The organism is Nocardia sp. CNS-044 (genome assembly GCF_059570515.1).
On sequence record NZ_JCANSX010000008.1, the window covers coordinates 290,246 to 306,097 of the forward strand.

Annotated in this window: 14 protein-coding genes; 7 read left to right on the forward strand and 7 right to left on the reverse strand. The window is 66.4% G+C overall.

Annotation, left to right across the window (positions count from 1 at the left end; all coding sequences use genetic code 11):
• Nucleotides 1–68: 68 nt before the first annotated feature.
• Together T333_RS20505 and T333_RS20510 are read left to right on the forward strand one after the other, a co-directional pair.
• Nucleotides 69–1,430: a phosphatase PAP2 family protein gene (locus tag T333_RS20505; RefSeq protein WP_496425502.1), complete on the forward strand. Its 1,362-nt coding sequence runs from the start codon at nucleotides 69–71 to the stop codon at nucleotides 1,428–1,430.
• 28 nt (nucleotides 1,431–1,458) lie between these two features.
• Nucleotides 1,459–2,082, forward strand: coding sequence for a GFA family protein (locus tag T333_RS20510; RefSeq protein WP_496425503.1), 624 nt, complete (start codon nucleotides 1,459–1,461; stop codon nucleotides 2,080–2,082).
• A 479-nt stretch (nucleotides 2,083–2,561) separates the two neighbouring features.
• Here T333_RS20510 and T333_RS20515 read toward each other — a convergent pair whose 3' ends face one another.
• From T333_RS20515 to T333_RS20530, 4 genes are all read right to left on the reverse strand, one after another.
• On the reverse strand, nucleotides 2,562–2,879 hold the full coding sequence (locus T333_RS20515; protein WP_355003060.1) for a hypothetical protein: 318 nt from the start codon (nucleotides 2,877–2,879) through the stop codon (nucleotides 2,562–2,564).
• Nucleotides 2,880–3,099: 220 nt separating this feature from the next.
• The gene (locus T333_RS20520) at nucleotides 3,100–3,498 is read right to left on the reverse strand and encodes a PPOX class F420-dependent oxidoreductase (protein WP_357256333.1); all 399 of its coding nucleotides are present in this window, start codon (nucleotides 3,496–3,498) and stop codon (nucleotides 3,100–3,102) included.
• A 44-nt stretch (nucleotides 3,499–3,542) separates the two neighbouring features.
• Nucleotides 3,543–4,019, reverse strand: coding sequence for a DUF1772 domain-containing protein (locus T333_RS20525; RefSeq protein WP_496425504.1), 477 nt, complete (start codon nucleotides 4,017–4,019; stop codon nucleotides 3,543–3,545).
• A 424-nt stretch (nucleotides 4,020–4,443) separates the two neighbouring features.
• Nucleotides 4,444–4,809, reverse strand: a complete 366-nt coding sequence (locus T333_RS20530; RefSeq protein WP_496425505.1) for a hypothetical protein — start codon at nucleotides 4,807–4,809, stop codon at nucleotides 4,444–4,446.
• Nucleotides 4,810–5,111: 302 nt separating this feature from the next.
• Between T333_RS20530 and T333_RS20535 the strand changes: the two genes are divergently transcribed.
• Nucleotides 5,112–10,574, forward strand: a complete 5,463-nt coding sequence (locus T333_RS20535; protein WP_496425506.1) for an ATP-binding protein — start codon at nucleotides 5,112–5,114, stop codon at nucleotides 10,572–10,574.
• Between the two features lie 256 nt (nucleotides 10,575–10,830).
• On the opposite strand, the gene T333_RS20540 is transcribed toward T333_RS20535, so the two are convergent.
• Both T333_RS20540 and T333_RS20545 read right to left on the reverse strand, forming a co-directional pair.
• Complete coding sequence (locus T333_RS20540; protein WP_496425507.1) at nucleotides 10,831–11,523, reverse strand: class I SAM-dependent methyltransferase; 693 nt, start codon at nucleotides 11,521–11,523, stop codon at nucleotides 10,831–10,833.
• Nucleotides 11,524–11,842: 319 nt separating this feature from the next.
• Entirely contained in the window at nucleotides 11,843–12,073 is a 231-nt protein-coding gene (locus T333_RS20545) for a DUF6400 family protein (RefSeq protein ID WP_496425770.1), read from the reverse strand.
• 40 nt (nucleotides 12,074–12,113) lie between these two features.
• Between T333_RS20545 and T333_RS20550 the strand changes: the two genes are divergently transcribed.
• The 3 genes from T333_RS20550 to T333_RS20560 all read left to right on the forward strand — a co-directional run bounded on the left by T333_RS20550 (nucleotide 12,114) and on the right by T333_RS20560 (nucleotide 13,514).
• On the forward strand, nucleotides 12,114–12,344 hold the full coding sequence (locus T333_RS20550; protein ID WP_496425508.1) for a hypothetical protein: 231 nt from the start codon (nucleotides 12,114–12,116) through the stop codon (nucleotides 12,342–12,344).
• A 243-nt stretch (nucleotides 12,345–12,587) separates the two neighbouring features.
• A complete protein-coding gene (locus tag T333_RS20555) occupies nucleotides 12,588–12,995 on the forward strand; it encodes a hypothetical protein (RefSeq protein ID WP_496425509.1) in 408 nt (135 codons plus the stop codon).
• An 81-nt stretch (nucleotides 12,996–13,076) separates the two neighbouring features.
• Nucleotides 13,077–13,514 carry a VOC family protein gene (locus T333_RS20560; protein WP_496425510.1) on the forward strand — a complete coding sequence of 146 codons (438 nt, stop codon included), beginning with the start codon at nucleotides 13,077–13,079 and terminating at the stop codon, nucleotides 13,512–13,514.
• 708 nt (nucleotides 13,515–14,222) lie between these two features.
• Here the strand turns inward: T333_RS20560 and T333_RS20565 are convergent.
• Nucleotides 14,223–15,356, reverse strand: a complete 1,134-nt coding sequence (locus T333_RS20565; protein ID WP_357256339.1) for an AraC family transcriptional regulator — start codon at nucleotides 15,354–15,356, stop codon at nucleotides 14,223–14,225.
• Nucleotides 15,357–15,428: 72 nt separating this feature from the next.
• On the opposite strand from T333_RS20565, the gene T333_RS20570 reads away from it, so the two are divergent.
• On the forward strand, nucleotides 15,429–15,830 hold the full coding sequence (locus tag T333_RS20570) for a carboxymuconolactone decarboxylase family protein (RefSeq protein ID WP_357256340.1): 402 nt from the start codon (nucleotides 15,429–15,431) through the stop codon (nucleotides 15,828–15,830).
• Nucleotides 15,831–15,852: the final 22 nt, after the last annotated feature.

The window sequence follows — 15,852 nt, forward strand, 5'->3', positions numbered from 1 at the left end:
GATCGCCGGTGTCGGTCTGCGTTCAGTGCCCCGTCAAGCCGTGTTCACGGCGTATTTACGATGTCCGAATGATTGTTCACGACGCGCACGGCAGTTCGACCTCACCCCCGGAGCAAGTGGGAGTTGAGCGGCTCCAGGAGCGTCGATTTCGGCCGTTCGTGGTGTGGGGCGGCATTGCCGCCGCGGTGCTGGTACTTGTCGCGGGTCAGCTAATCGCCGTTCACATCCACGCTCTCGGTCCACTGACCAGCCTCTTTCGCGACTACGCCGGGACACCCAAGTCGGCGACGACACCGTGGGCGGGCTTCCTACTGGCACTGATCGGTGTCACCGTCCGGGTGCGGGTGAGCGCCCTCGCCGCCGCGGTCGCCATCGATCTGATCTTCGTGGCGGTTCGGACATTCGACGGTCGGCCGTTCACCGTCGGCAACGGACCGACCATCGTGCTGACGGCGCTGGCGGTGATCGCCGCCCTACGGTGGAGCGGTGTGCGACGGCGGACAGCACTGCACACGATCGCGCTCGGAGCGCTGCTCATCCTCGCGACGAAGGTCGGCGAAATCTGGTTGGACATCACGGCCTGGTCCTGTCCGCAGGTCCTCGACCCGTATGTGGAGCTGGCCGATCGAGCGCTCGGCAATCCGGCCTGGGTCGTCGGGCATGCGCTCGACCTGGCCGGGCCGGTACCGATCGGGGTGGTGCGCTGGGTGTACTTCGAGCTTCCGGTGGCGGCCATCGTCGTCGCCGTCTGGCAGTTGCGCGGCGTGACCACGGGTTCGTGGCCGCGGCACCACTTGGTGCGCACGTTCTTGGTACTCGGTCTCATCGGCCCGATCTTTTACGTGATCTTCCCGGTGGTGGGGCCTGTGCTCGCATTCGGACCGCAGGGGAACGGCATGGAAATCGCCGACGTCTGGCCGAATGTCGTTCCGGCGCTTCCCGCGTCGGTCGAATCGATGCCCTTCGACGGCATCACACCCCGCAACTGTATGCCGTCGCTGCATACGGCGTGGGCACTCGCGCTGTTCATCCACTCCCGACGCGGGCCGGGCTGGTTGCGCTGGGGCGGTGCTTTCTGGCTGGTGTGCACTCTCATCGCGACGCTGGGCCTCGGTGCGCACTACGGCATCGACCTCGTGGCGGGCGCCGCACTGTGCCTGACGATCGAGTCCGCCCTGCGCGATCCAGACCGGGGCTGGGACCGTCCGCGCGTGCGGGTGGTGGCGATGGGAATCGCCACGTTCGCGGGAGTGCTGCTGTGCATCCGGTACCTCGCGATGCCGATGGCGACCTACCCGGTCCCCTTCGGCATAGCGATCCTCGGCAGTCTCACCGCACTGTCTGTCGTGTTCTACCGAACCTGGTTCGCTCCTGAAGTTCCGGAAGCCGTTGCGCGCGAGGCCGAGGAGGTCGAACTCGAGCGTCGATGAGAACACCGATCACGCCAGCTACGGCGAGATGGTCACCGCAGTAAGACAATTCCCCGACCGCGTGTGGCGATCGAGGGCTGCAACGGTGTCGTCCGCTCGCGCACCGGCTGGTCTACACGGCGAAACCGTTGTCGACGTTCCGAATAAGCTGTCGGCGCAGGTGCGGGTGGTCGCCACCGGAGAAAATCGAGTAGACGGCGGCGAAGACCTTGCCGAGCGTCGGGTGTTGTTGAGCAACAACGCGCGGCATTTGATGAAACGGCAATGGTGTCCAGCAAGAAGGAGCGATGTGAACGGCGGCTGTCTCTGTGGCAATATCCGGTTCTCCGCGACTGGCGACCCGGACTTCCCTCACCTGTGCTCGTGCGAGCACTGCCAGAGGCTTTCAGGCGCCCCGGTGATGTCGTGGGTGTCCTTCCCGGAGGAAGGATTCGCATGGACCGGTCCGGGTGGGGAACCGACCTGGTTCGAGACCTTCCCGCAGATCTGCCGCGGGTTTTGTCCGAAGTGCGGTTCCTCGGTCGCGTCCAAGGGGGATGAAGCCGGCTTGGTGGGTGTCACAATTACAGCCTTGGATGATCATGCCGACCTGGTGCCGGTCAAGCAGAGCTTCGCGCACAACGCAGTCCCGTGGATGGCGCCGCTGAGGTGAAGTGCCGCCTTTGCGGGACAACCCATCTGGGCTGTCCCGCAAGGGCGTTGGTTCACTCTTCTATCCCTGCTGGGCGGTCCGCGCCACGGTGATCATGACGGGCCCGGCTGGCATCAGTCGCGTCGATCGCTCTGTCTCGAGTGTTCTTGCCGCAGGAAGGACAACGTCAGATCGATCCCTTCGATCTCGCCCAAGCGTGACCACGTGGAAACTGCCAACCAGCCCGGGCACCCGCAGCGCTGGGCGGCCAGCATCGTCTACCGCGACCACGCGATCATCGAAGGTCCCGACGGCTGCGGGCGGGCCCCGTTGAGGTGAGAGAAATGTCGACTATTCGTGGTCTCCGCGGTCCGAGCACACGCTAACCCGCAGCACGCCCTCGCCCGCCGCACAACCTGAAACACCTGCACGAATCCCCTGCCGATTCCTCGGCGATGCCGCTACCGAGAGGGGATCCACCGTTCAGCCGATTGGCGCGGTCAGGCGCAGGCGCGGTTGAGCTCGTCGGTGAAGGGAGTGAGGTCGGCGACCCCGTCATCGATGAGGGCGCCGGCGTAGGCGGCGATAGCATCCCGTTCGGCGCCCTGCGCTGTCTCGGCCAGGCCGCTCAGCCTGCCGGACAGCGCGGTCGCGGTCGCCTCGTCCATGCTGCCGCCGGTGGTGTCGATGGCAATGTTGATCAGCTCGATGGCTTTGGCACAGCTCGGGGACTGGGCATGCGCGGGCGCGGCGGGCAGGGCGATCAGCGCGCCCGCAGCGATGGCGAGAGCTGCGGCGACGGACGAAGACTTGATCATGATTTCCTCCCGGAGGTGTACGAGCGAGACCGTAGCAGAGAGGGGCGACATCGTTGCTGGGAGTGTTGGTCAGGCGTCCTGTGGCATGGCATCGACGTTGTCCCACAACAAGAGCGGTCGCTGATGGCGCTGGTTTCAAAGCGATCAAATGGAATTCTGTTCTTGCCGTGTGTTCGAAGGTCGATACCTGACCACTTGCGGGATCGCCCAAAATTTCTGATTACTCGGCGCCACGACTGGTGAAGTCGAAGGACCCGCCGTCGATGCCCCAGGAAATGACCCGTTCGGGGTGAATTCGGATGACCGCGCGTTCCTGGTGTTGAAACGGTGGCTCCTCGTCATCGAGCGTCTCGGCCGTGCCGCGTACCTCGATGCCGCGAATCACATAGGGCTCCAAGGAAACCTGTTGGTCGACGACGAACGACACCCGGCTGCCCGCCTCGACGTTGCGGTACTTCCGACTGGCACGCATCCGCATGCCCCCGATGTCGATCGTGCCGTCGGCGTTCACCCGATAGTTGGTCGGATTGTTCTGCACGACGCCGTCGGGCGACACCGTGGCCAGCCGACCGATCCCGGCCTCCGCGAGGAACTGCCGTTCGTTGATGGTGAAGGTCATGTCGATTACTCCTCGGTGAATTCGTTATCAGGTGTGCTCTGAGATCAGAACAGGATGAGCGCGGCGCACAGTCCGGCAATGGCAATGAACTGCAGGGTGACCCGGTACTTCAGAATGCTGTCCCACTTGTCCTGCAGCGCACGGGCATTGGCCGGAATGATGCCGCTCTGCGCAGCGGCGGTCTGCTGGGAGTTGATCGGCTTGGCGATGCGGACGTAGAAGGCGAGCCAGGTGAGCAGTGCCGCCACCGTGGTCCCCGCCGCGACAGCGGCGCCGATCTGCCCGGCCAACAGCGCGATGAGCAGTGTGAGCACCGCGGTGACCACACCGCCCGCACCGACAATCGGCATGCGTTTGTCGCCGTAATAGTGACCCCATCCCGCACTGATGGTCACGGTCGCATCATCGAGCTTGCGGTATACGGACCGGGTGATCATAGCCCCGCAGACATCGGTGCCGTAGACGACGGCATTGGCGAGAACGGCGACGGCGGCAATGATCTGGCCGGTGACAGTGAGCATTTCGGCTTCCCTCTACCTTGTGTTCTAGCGGCGCTAGAATTGGGAGCAACGGTAGCAGCCGTTCGCATACCTGTCTAGCGTTGCTAGATTTAGACCGCTACAGGAGGTTGTGCTCGAATCGGCAGACCGCACAGGGCCATTCCGCCCGAGCCAGCGCTCTCACTCGCCAAGCCGGTGGTCACCGAATGCTGGCAGATCTTCGGTTGGTTCCGCTCGGGGTGCTGGGGCTCATCGCGGTCCCGGCCTCGTCGGCCCGAGCTGCGGGCGGTCTGACCGCTTCGGAGTCGGCGATCGACGGCGTCTGGCAACTCTCGTGTCGACGCCGGTGAGCTGACCTGCCGCACAGTGATGCCGTCGCAGCTCACGCGGCGAGCTGGGAGCGCTGTGGCAACTGGTGCACGCGCGCCGACCTATCCGCGGAGTGTCAACTCGCTGGCCCGTCGTTCACGCTCGCCGCGGTGAGATTCCGGGCGGCGAAATCGGCGATGGTGCATGCCTGGCGCGTACGGGCTTCTGGGTGCGCGGTGCGCTGTTCCAGCGCGGCACGGATCCGCTCCAACGAGGTGATGGCTTCGTGGGTCGCTCGACGTAGCACGGTGTACCGGTGGTCGAGTTCGCGGTGCGCGAGGGTGATGTCGGAGTAGCGGCGGTGTAGGTCCTCGATGTGGTCGAGCAGGTCCTCGACCTCGCGTGTGGTCAGTGTGAGGTTGGGGTGTTCCTCCCCCGAGAGGATCGCCTCACCCGCGATCTCGGCACAGCGAGCGTGCAGTACATCGAGGATGTCGGGCACGCGGATCACCTCCCACACTGCGGCGGAGCGTTCCAGAGATTCTCGGGCGCACTTCCGACGATCGTTACGGTCCGCCCTCGCGGACCGAAACAACAGAAACATTCGCGAGAGAAGAATTGTAGGTCAGCGCATCTGGCGAGTCGGGGGCTCCGAGGTTGTCATAACCTCAGTGGAGAGATTGCCCACGATACGCGTGAGTAACAGCCGCATGCCGTGCACCTGCGGAAATGGAGGTGCACACTACGCGGGACCGGTAGTCGCAACCCGCCCGACCGGGCCAGTTCTTGGAAAGGAGCCGGCGAGTGTTCAACCGCATCGCCATCGTGAACAGGGGAGAGGCCGCCATGCGCCTCATCCACGCCGCTCGAGATCTGGCGGCGGAAACTGGGCTACCGGTCGAAACCGTCGCTCTGTATACCGACGTCGACCGGAACGCGACGTTCGTGCGCGAGGCCGACATCGCCTACGACCTCGGTCCGGCAGCCGCGCGCCCGTACCTGGATCTCAAGGTGCTCGAGCGTGCGCTGGTGGCTACCGAGGCCGACTCCGCGTGGGTCGGCTGGGGTTTCGTCGCGGAGGACCCGGCGTTCGCGGAGTTGTGCGAGCAGATCGGAGTCACCTTCATCGGCCCGAGCCCGGAGGCCATGCGCAAACTCGGCGACAAGATCGGCGCGAAGCTGATCGCCGAGGAGGTCGGCGTGCCGGTCGCGCCGTGGAGCCGCGGTGCGGTCGAGAACGTGGACGCCGCGTTGGCGGCCGCGGCCGAGATCGGTTACCCGCTGATGCTGAAGGCGACCGCGGGCGGCGGTGGCCGCGGTATCCGCGTGATCACGAACGAGGCCGAACTCGTCGACGCCTACGAGCGCACCCGTCAGGAAGCCGCGCGCGCCTTCGGCAGCGGCGTGGTCTTCCTCGAGCGGCTGGTCACCGGCGCCCGGCACGTCGAGGTTCAGGTGATCGCGGACGGCCAGGGCACGGCTTGGGCACTCGGCGTCCGCGACTGCTCGGTGCAGCGGCGCAACCAGAAGATCATCGAGGAGTCGGCGTCGCCGGTGCTGCTCCCCGAGCAGGCGGCCGAGCTGAAGGCCTCGGCCGAGCGGCTGGCGATCGCCGTCGGCTACCGCGGCGCCGCGACCGTGGAGTTCCTCTACCACCCCGGTGACAAACAGTTCGCCTTCCTCGAGGTCAACACCCGCCTGCAGGTCGAGCATCCGATCACCGAGTCCACCACCGGTTTCGACCTGGTCCGGGCTCAGCTGCTGGTCGCGTCCGGAGGACGGCTCGAGGGCGAGCCGCCGGCCGAACGCGGGCACGCCATCGAGGCCCGGCTCAACGCCGAAGACCCCGACCGCGATTTCGCGCCCGCCCCTGGCCGCATCGCGCGGCTGGATCTGCCTGCGGGCCCGGGCATCCGCGTCGACACCGGAGTCAGCGAGGGCGACACGATTCCCGCCGACTTCGACTCGATGATCGCCAAGATCATCGCCTACGGCCGCGATCGTGACGAAGCGCTGGCCAGGCTGCGCCGGGCGCTGACGCAGACCAGGGTCGTCATCGAGGGCGGCGTCACCAACAAGAGCTTCGTGCTCGATCTGCTGACCCAGCCCGAGGTACTCGATGCCAGCGCGGACACCGGCTGGATCGACCGTGTTCGCGGCGAAGGCCGTCTCGTGTCGCATCGCCACTCCACCATCGCGCTGGCCGCTGCCGCCATCGACGCCTACGAGGAAGACGAGCGGGTGGAGCGGCACCGCCTGCTGTCCACGGCGTCCGGCGGGCGGCCCCAGGTGCAGCACGAGAGCGGTAGGCCGCGCGACTTCAAGTTGCGCGGAGTCGGCTATCGCGTGCGCGTCGCACGCGTGGGTGCTCATCGGTTCCGTGTCGGTGTCGAGGCGGGTGGCGACATTCGTACCGCCGACGTGGATCTCGAACGCTTCGATCGGCACTCCGGGCAGGTCGTCGTCAACGGTTCCCGGTACCGCTTGATCACCGGCACGCACGGCCCGATCCACATGGTCGACGTCGACGGTGTGGCGCATCGGATCAGCCGCGACGAGGGCGGCGTCGTCCGCTCCCCGGCCCCCGCGCTGGTCGTCGCCACGCCGCTGGAGATCGGTGACGAGGTCGAGGCGGGCGCGCCGGTCCTGGTGCTGGAGAGCATGAAGATGGAAACCGTGCTGCGCGCGCCGTTCCGGGCCCGGTTGAAGGAGTGCGGTGTTTCGGTCGGCACTCAGGTCGAGACCGGCGCGCCACTGCTGCGGCTGGAACCGCTCGCCGACGAGGACGAGGACTCGGACGCCGCGGCGGTCGGCTCGGTCGAGCTGGATCTGCCCGGCGAGCCCGCATCGATTCAACCGCATGTGCGTCTGACCCGCGCCCAGCAAGATCTGCGCAGCCTGCTCCTCGGCTTCGACGTCGACCCGCACGACGACCGCCGAGTGGTCGACGACTATCTCGTCGCGCGCCGGGCCGCCATCGCCGACAACCGCAGGCCTCTCGCCGAGGAACTCGAGCTCGTGCAGGTGTTCGCCGACCTCGCCGAACTGAGCCACAACCGGTCCTGGGACGAGGACGGCGGCCAAAGCCACGTCCACAGTGCCCGCGAGTACTTCCACACCTATCTGCAGAGTCTCGATGTCGAGCGGGCCGGGCTGCCCGCGGCGTATCAGGCCAAACTCGCCAAGGCGCTCGCGCACTACGGCGTCACCGATCTGGAGCGCACCCCCGACCTCGAAGCCGCGGTCTTCCGTATCTTCCTCGCCCAGCAACGCCCGGCCGACACCGTCACGATCATGACGACATTGCTGCGCGAGTGGCTGCGGGAGCCGGTGCCGGACAGGGCGCTTCGCGAGCCCGTCGGTCTGACGCTGGAGCGGCTGGTGGCCGCGACGCAGGTGCGCTTCCCCGTCATCGCGGACCTCACCCGCGGGCTGGTGTACGCCTGGTTCGGCCAGCCGTTGCTGCGGCGTAATCGCGCCCGCGTGTACGCCGATGTCCGCAAGCATCTGAGCTACCTGGACGCGCACCCCGATGCCCCCGATCGCGGCGAGCGCCTGGCCGAGATGGTGCGGAGCACCGAGCCGCTGGTGCGGCTACTCGGCCAGCGGCTGACGCGCGGAAGCGCCGACAACACGGTCATGCTGGAGGTGTTGACCCGGCGGTACTACGGCAACAAGGGCCTCGCCGACGTTCGGACCCGGGAGGTCGGCGGCCGCGCGTTCGTGATCGCCGAGCGTCGGGGTCTCTCCCTGGTCTCGGCCGCCGTGAGCTTCGACGCCCTCGGCACCGTCCTGCGCGGGCTCGCCGAACTGGCGAGCGGCGCCGCCTCCATCGAGGCCGACATCTACCTCGGCTGGGAGAAGCAGCCGGAAGACTTCGATGCGATGGCCGAGGCCTTGCAGGAGGTGCTCAGCGCGCACCCGCTGCCGAATCAGGTCTCCCGAATCACCGCGACGGTCGCGGGTAGCGGCGGAGCGGTGATGCACCATCATTTCACCTTCCGCCCGTCGGCCACCGGACTGGCCGAGGAGCGATTGATCCGCGGCCTGCACCCGTACATCGCGGAGCGGATGCAGTTGAAGCGGCTGCGCAAGTTCGACCTCACCCGCCTGCCGTCCTCGGACGAAGAGGTCTATCTGTTCCGGTGCGTCGCGAAAGAGAATCCGTCGGACGAGCGACTCATCGCGTTCACACAGGTCCGTGACCTCGCGGCATTGCGGGAGCAGGATGGCAGGCTGCTCGCGCTGCCGACGGCCGAGAGCACCATCAGCGCCTGCGTCGACGCGATTCGGCGAGTGCAGTCCCGGCGGCCGTCGGGCAAACGCCTGCACACCAATCGGATCGTGATGTACGTCTGGCCGCCGCTGGACCTCACCCGCGCCGAGTTGGAGTCGATCATCGAGCGCGTGGAAGCCACGACCGTCGGCGCCGGGCTGGAGGAGCTGCTCCTGATCGCGCGCCAGCCCGATCCGGAGACCGGCGAGTTGGTCAAGATCGTCGTGCGGGTCGTCTTCGACGTCACCGGCGGCACCACGGTGACCATCGGGGAACGGACCGACGAGGTGATCGAGCCGCTCGACGCGTACCGGCAGAAGGTGCTGCGAGCGGGCAGCCGCAACACCGTGTACCCCTACGAACTGACCGGGCTGCTCGGTGAGTTCGCCGAGTACGATCTCGACGACGACCACACGCTCGTCCCGGTCGACCGGCCCAAGGGACGCAACACCGCCGCGATCGTCGCCGGCGTGGTCACCACGCCGACCGAGCGGTACGCGGACGGCATCACCAGGGTGGTGTTGCTCGGTGATCCCACGAAATCGCTTGGCGCACTGTCCGAACCGGAATGCCGCCGGGTGATCGCCGCGCTGGATCTCGCCGAACGGATGCAGGTGCCGCTGGAGTGGTACGCGCTGTCCTCGGGCGCCCGGATCTCGATGGAGTCGGGCACCGAGAACATGGACTGGGTGGCGGCCGCGCTCAAGCGGATCGTCGAGTTCACCCAGGACGGCGGCGAGATCAACATCGTGGTCGCGGGCATCAATGTCGGCGCGCAGCCGTACTGGAACGCCGAGGCGACGATGCTCATGCACACCAAGGGCATCCTGGTGATGACACCGGACTCCGCGATGGTGCTCACGGGCAAGCAGTCGCTGGACTTCTCCGGCGGTGTGTCGGCCGAGGACAACTTCGGCATCGGCGGTTACGACCGGGTGATGGGTCCCAACGGGCAGGCCCAGTACTGGGCGCCGAACCTGCTCGCCGCGCGAGACGTGCTGATGTCGCACTACGACCACACCTATGTGGCGCCCGGTGAGCAGGCGCCGCGGCGGTCGGGGACCGACGACCCCTTCGATCGCGACGTCTCCGACTTCCCGCATGCCATGGCGGACAGCGACTTCACGACCGTCGGCGAGATCTTCTCCGCCACCGCCAACCCGGACCGCAAGAAGCCCTTCGACATCCGGACCGTGATGCGGGCGCTGTCCGACCAGGACCACCCGGTGCTGGAACGCTGGGCGGGCATGGCCGACGCCGAGACCGCGGTGGTGCAGGACGCGCGGCTCGGCGGCATTCCGGTGTGCCTGCTCGGCATCGAATCCCGAGGCGTGCCGAGGCGCGGCTTCCCGTCCACCGACGGCCCGGACACCTACACGGCGGGCACGCTGTTCCCGCGGTCGTCGAAGAAGGCCGCGCGAGCCATCAACGCGGCCAGCGGCAACCGGCCGCTGGTGGTGTTGGCGAACCTGTCGGGCTTCGACGGCTCACCGGAATCGATGCGGAAGTTGCAGCTCGAGTACGGCGCCGAGATCGGTCGCGCGATCGTGAACTTCCAGGGGCCGATCGTGTTCTGTGTGATCTCCCGCTACCACGGCGGCGCGTTCGTGGTGTTCTCGAAGGCGCTGAACCCGAACATGACCGTGCTCGCTCTGGAAGGCTCGTTCGCCTCGGTGCTCGGCGGCGCACCGGCCGCGGCGGTCGTGTTCTCCGGTGAGGTCGACACGCGAACCGCGGCGGATCCGCGAGTGCGGGAACTCGAGGCGCGCGCGGCGAACGCGACCGGCGCCGACCGCATGGCCCTGACCGCCGAGCTCGACGAGATCCGATCGTCGGTGCGTGCCGAGAAGCTCGGTGATGTCGCGGCGGAATTCGATCGCGTGCACAATATCCAGCGCGCCGTCGAGGTCGGTTCGGTGGACGCCATCATCAGCGCCTCCGACATGCGCCCGCGCATCATCGCCGCGATCGAGGCGGGCCTGCCTGGGTGATCTCACATGACCTCTCGATTGCTCGCTGCCGGTCGGCGGTGAGCAATCGAGAGGGCGAGGAGATCACGCTCGACCGCCTTCTGCGGATCTTCCATCCGATGCGGGTGAAGCCCGGGCCGCGTCGTGGACCCGAATGGTCGACGCGCGAACGTGACCGTCGCTGTATCCGACGAGCGATGGGCCGGGAGTGCCCGGGCGCTTCGATGCTCTGACGCATCCGGCCCGGGCGACGCACCCGAGATCCCGTGTCGCGAGATCAGTCCAGGTGGGCCGACAGCAGCCAGGCCGGAAGCGACTTGCGGCCACTGGGTTCGTCGCGCATGCCCTCGAACTGGAAGCCCGCGTCCGCTGGCAACGCCGCAGGCAGATTGCCATGGATTCGCGCCGGCCTGATCTCATCGATTACCCAGTACTGCGACACCACTTCGCGAAGCTCGTCGGCGGTGACCGGCGATGGCCCCGGTCGAGGTGCTTCGGGCAGCGCGGCTCTGTCGAACACCAGCACGAAATACGACGCACCCGGCGCGGCGGCGCGCGCAATCGACTGCTGATAGCCCTCTCGCGACTCGACGGGGATCGAATGGAACAACGTGCTGTCGACGATGGTGCCGAAGCGGTCGTCGTAACCGGTGAAAGAGGCGATGTCGGCGACCTCGAAGGAGGCTTTGCCGAGGCCGCGCCTTGCGGCCTCGGCGCGGGCCAGCTCGACCGCGGTCGGCGACAGATCCAGGCCGACGGTGGTGAAACCCCGCTCGGCCAGATACAGCGAGATCGCCGCCTCCCCGCATCCGACATCGAGGACATCGCCATGGAATTTGCCCTGCTCGATCAGCGCGGCGAGCTCCGGCTGGGGCTCCCCGATACTCCACGGTGGTTTGACGCCCGGCCCGAACGGGCCCCCTGTACCTCGGTAGATTTCTTCGAATTCGAAATCATGCGGGTTGGTCATAGCCCACGAATATCAGAGAATTTACGAGGGGCTCGGGACCTGGCCCGCGACGCGCTCGGACTGGTCAGAAGCCGGTGCGCCGGCGGGTGGGCATCGCCGATGGTGATCAACGGGCTCGGTGGCTTGCGGCCGCTTCCGATTCGGTCTTCGGACCCGCCAACAGCATCGTATTACGTTCTCTCAGTGGCACTTCCACGACTTCGCCGAGTTCACCACCATTGCCCGGCTGGGTGAGGACTTGCCGGTCTCGAGGCAGGAGAGAAGCCGCGCGCAGCTGCCGGCGGCCTGTGCCAGATCGAGCTGCGTCTCGGCGGTGCGATCAGTCGGCAACAGTGCGCGTCGCCCGATCCGGCAGGATCCCGGCCTCGACGAGTTCGTCGTAGATTCGCTGCTGCTCATCGTCGAGATTCGAGTACAGCATGTCGTATGCCAGCTCTTCCTCGGCGAGGACCGCCACCGGATCCCAGTTGTCACCGAGCGCCGCGACGACGGCGCTGCGCCGGCGTGCCTCGTCCAGCGTGAGGTCGTAGGCAAAATTGTGGTCGGCCATTTCGGGCATCTCCAACCAGGGTCTTTCCGATAACGAATTGATGACGATGCCCAACAACGTCTTCTCGGGCAATGACGTGCATCACGTTCCGCGGTGGGACTTCGTCACAGTTGATCGCCCGCGCACCTCCCATCAGGTCTGTGACAGCGCCGTGTTCGAATTCGTCGAAAAGGTGGTCGATCTGGTCCGGCAGTACGCGCCCGACGCGGCTATCGCCTTCAACAGGAGTCCCGAGGACTGCGCCGACGCGGCGCTGCGCTGGCTGCGTTGACTGTGCGATCGCCGAGCAGGTAGCAGGTATCAGTGCGACGGCCGTCCGCGGTCGTGGCCAAGACGCCGCTCGGCGACTGTCCCTCATCGTCGTGGTGACACCGCCGCGACGGCCGATTCGAGTGGTTTCCCGCCGCAGCGGGCAAAAGGGCTGGACCATGGATGCGAGCGGTGCGATGCGTACCGCGTCTCTTCCCGTTGTGTTCCGCGATCTATGTCCGCCACACAGGAGGAACGAAATCCCATGACGACTACCCCGAACTCTTGGCGTCCCGCTCGCCTCGCCGTCGCCTTCACCGCGATGGCCGCGGCCTCGGTGGCGGCTGCCGCTCCCGCGCTCGCCGCCGCGACTCTCGACATCACCGGTGCCGGATCGAACCTGATCCAAGTCGACTACACCTGCGACGGCTCCGCCGGAGTGACGAGCATTCAGGCGATGATGGGCGAGCCGGACGCCGACCGTCCCGCCGCCCAGGGCAGCCAGAACTCCGTCGTCTGCGACGGCTCCCCGCAGAGCGCCACCGTCTCCCTGACGGCGGACCCCGGCGAGCCACCGCTGACCTCGGGTTCCGAGGCGCAGGTGCGGGTAGCGCTCGTCGACAGCAACGGCATCGTGGTCTCCGGACAGGCGAAGAAGTTCACCGTGCCGTAGTACGCACCCCTCAGGTTCTGGTTCAGCGCAGTTCACAGCACGCCGCTTCCCACCGACCGACCGTGAAGGCAGGCAGCGCTCATGAACGACTCCGATTTACCCGCCCCTGACCAGGGGCTACTGGTGACCCACTTTTTGACCGTTTCCGATGTGAGCCGCTCCCGGACCTTCTACGCCGACATTTTCAACGGCCGGGTGGTGCTCGAGGAAAACCCGTGCATCGTCAAAGTCGCCAACAGTTGGATCATCATGAACCCCGGTGGTGGACCCACCCCCGACAAACCCGATATCGTCCTGCGTCCGCCCGAGCCCACCGATGCCGTTTCGGCGTTTTTGAACGTGCGGGTAGCCGATATCGCCGACTTCTATTCCGACGCACGCCGCAAGGGCGCCGAGTTCCTCACCGAGCCCCTCGACCGCAAAGCCGAAATTCGTTGCTATCTGCGTGATCCGGACGGCTACCTCATCGAAATCGGCCAAGCCACCGGCATGCTCGAAGGTGTCTTCGCCGACCGCTGAATCGGTGGCGCGGTGGTCGGCGAGCGCCGCGCCGGCAACGGCAATGTGCAGGCGGCGTCGGCAACCATCGGTGGTGGTCGACGCCGCCTGCACGTGAGACCAACCCGTACTCGCCGTTGCCCGCCGGTACTTGCCGAGCCGAAGTAGCGCACTACTCCGATTCCACCGCGGTCCGAAGGGGTTGAACTGCATGCGAATCGGTGTGCGCTCCGGGGCGGCGCTGCGCTTCTCCAGAACCGTCGTTCTCGTCGGTGCCTCGCGTGAAATTGGCGTAGTCGACTACCCGTGTCAACCCTCGCAGAGGTCGGCATTCTTGGGAGTGCAAGACAAACGAATCGATCTATCGGGCCTGAACGACAACGACGTCGGTGCGGCTGCCGGCGCAACGGTGCGGCGACATCCGCCTGAGTCCGAGATCGAATACACCTCCTTTCGGCTCCCCGCTCGCCTACGACGACGATCGGTTCGTGCAGGGCAACGCCCATTCGAACTCGGTCTGGCCTATCTGATGGGAGCCGACGGCCTGCCGGCGGACCTCGACGAGGACAGGGCCCACCTCGAGAAGTCCCCCGCCTGCCAGTGGCCATGGCGCGTGCAGCAGGGAAGATGCTGCTGGACGAGTCCCGCGCCATCTTGTCCGCTCCCAGCTCGCAGCATTCGACGAGGTATGTCGCGCCCGGTGAAACCGTTACGGGGCAGGCTATCCAGTTACTCGTCAGTCGGCCGGTGGTGCCTCCTCGGGATTTTCACCGGCCGGCGGGCGCGGGGTTCATGCGCCGGAGTCCAGGATTTCGGGCTGCATCCGAAGCGATCTTTGAACCAGCGAGAGAAGGAGCTGAGGGCGGCGAAGCCGAGGTCCTCGGCGATCTCGGTCAGCGGCCTGTCTCGGTGGACGACATAGCGTTGAGCGAGTTCGATTCGCGCAGCCTCCACCAGCGAGGTGAAACTCTCCCCGGATTCGGTCAAGTGACGGTGCAGTGTGCGCCGATCCATCCCGAGACTGCGCGCGACATAGGTGCTCGAGCAGCGCCCGGTGGGCAATAGCGACTCGATCATGCCTCGGACCTGATCGATCGTGGTGGTGTCTTCGCGGGGCAGCAGCGATTCGAGGTATTGACGCGCGTAGGGCCGCAGCAGCGGATCGGACATCGCGTTGGGTGCGTCGAGTTCACGCGAGTAGAAGACGACTCCGTTGAATCGGCGGCCGAATTCGACGTGCGGGCCGAGAGCGCGGTGGTGTGCGTCGAGATCGGCCGGAGCGTCGTGGACGAAGCACACCGTCAGCGGCTGCCAGTCGTCGTGTAGTAACTCGCGCAGTATTCGGCATGTCGCCGCGACCGCGATCTCCGTGCTCTGCCGCCCGAGAGTGAAGTTCGGCGCAGGACCGACCTCGGCTGTGACCAGCCCGTTCTCTTCGATCAGCCGGTTGCGCAATCCCTCGTTGTGCAGGCTGATATGCCGCATCATGATGCCCAAAGCGCCGCGGACGTCCGGTTCCTCGCGAGCGGCCAATGCCACCGGGCCGAGGTTGGACATCCCTCGGGCGGCCGCCAGCAGTAATCCGAAATCATCATGGCCGGTCACGGCGGCAGACATCTCGAACAAACGATCCACCGGCTCGACCGGCAACCATCCCTCCCTGGCAATCGTCGCGGCACCGATTCCCGCTTCGCGCATCAGCGATGACGGATCGTGCCCCAACGTCAACATGAGGTCCACGTACCCGTTGAGCACGGCTTTGCGGACTTGATACTGCGCCATCTGCTGCCCCAAATTGTCAAATTTTGTGTCCCATCTGGTGAAGAATATCAGCCCCCCTTCTCGTAGCGTGATCGGCGTCACCCCATACCGGATGAGTGCGGCGACACATACAGCGCCCACCGGGTATGACCGAGACCGCGAGGGAGCCATGTCATGACCGTTCAGAACACCAGCCCGGACCAGGCAGTCCCGACCCCGGTCATCGATCGGATGCGTGAGCTCGGCACCTGGAACCCGCTGTGGGACCAGCTGTCCGAGTGGGATCCGGAGTGGACCGAGCAATTCATGGCGATGGGGACTACACCGATCCGGCGCGGCGTGTTCCCGCCGCAGTTCGTGGAGCTGCTCAGTATCGCCATCGATGCGGCTTGCACCCACATGTACTCACCGGGCGTTCGCCGCCATATCCGGGCCGCGCTCGAAATCGGTGTCAGCCGCGACGAGATCCTGACCGTTCTCCAAATGGTCAGCGTGCTCGGAATCCACGCCTGCAACCTCGGTGCGCCGATTCTGGCCGAAGAACTCGAAGCATTCGAGCGCCGCACGCAGGCGTAGGCCGATTGCCCTGCCGATCACC

Bases quoted from the DNA above. Each gene is read 5' to 3' on its own strand.
- T333_RS20510 (WP_496425503.1), top strand. From the start codon at position 1,459: ATGGTCACCGCAGTAAGACAATTCCCCGACCGCGTGTGGCGATCGAGG.
- T333_RS20515 (WP_355003060.1), bottom strand. From the start codon at position 2,879: ATGATCAAGTCTTCGTCCGTCGCCGCAGCTCTCGCCATCGCTGCGGGC.
- T333_RS20555 (WP_496425509.1), top strand. From the start codon at position 12,588: ATGACGACTACCCCGAACTCTTGGCGTCCCGCTCGCCTCGCCGTCGCC.
- T333_RS20505 (WP_496425502.1), top strand. From the start codon at position 69: ATGATTGTTCACGACGCGCACGGCAGTTCGACCTCACCCCCGGAGCAA.
- T333_RS20550 (WP_496425508.1), top strand. From the start codon at position 12,114: ATGACGATGCCCAACAACGTCTTCTCGGGCAATGACGTGCATCACGTT.
- T333_RS20545 (WP_496425770.1), bottom strand. From the start codon at position 12,073: ATGGCCGACCACAATTTTGCCTACGACCTCACGCTGGACGAGGCACGC.
- T333_RS20520 (WP_357256333.1), bottom strand. From the start codon at position 3,498: ATGACCTTCACCATCAACGAACGGCAGTTCCTCGCGGAGGCCGGGATC.
- T333_RS20560 (WP_496425510.1), top strand. From the start codon at position 13,077: ATGAACGACTCCGATTTACCCGCCCCTGACCAGGGGCTACTGGTGACC.
- T333_RS20540 (WP_496425507.1), bottom strand. From the start codon at position 11,523: ATGACCAACCCGCATGATTTCGAATTCGAAGAAATCTACCGAGGTACA.
- T333_RS20525 (WP_496425504.1), bottom strand. From the start codon at position 4,019: ATGCTCACTGTCACCGGCCAGATCATTGCCGCCGTCGCCGTTCTCGCC.
- T333_RS20570 (WP_357256340.1), top strand. From the start codon at position 15,429: ATGACCGTTCAGAACACCAGCCCGGACCAGGCAGTCCCGACCCCGGTC.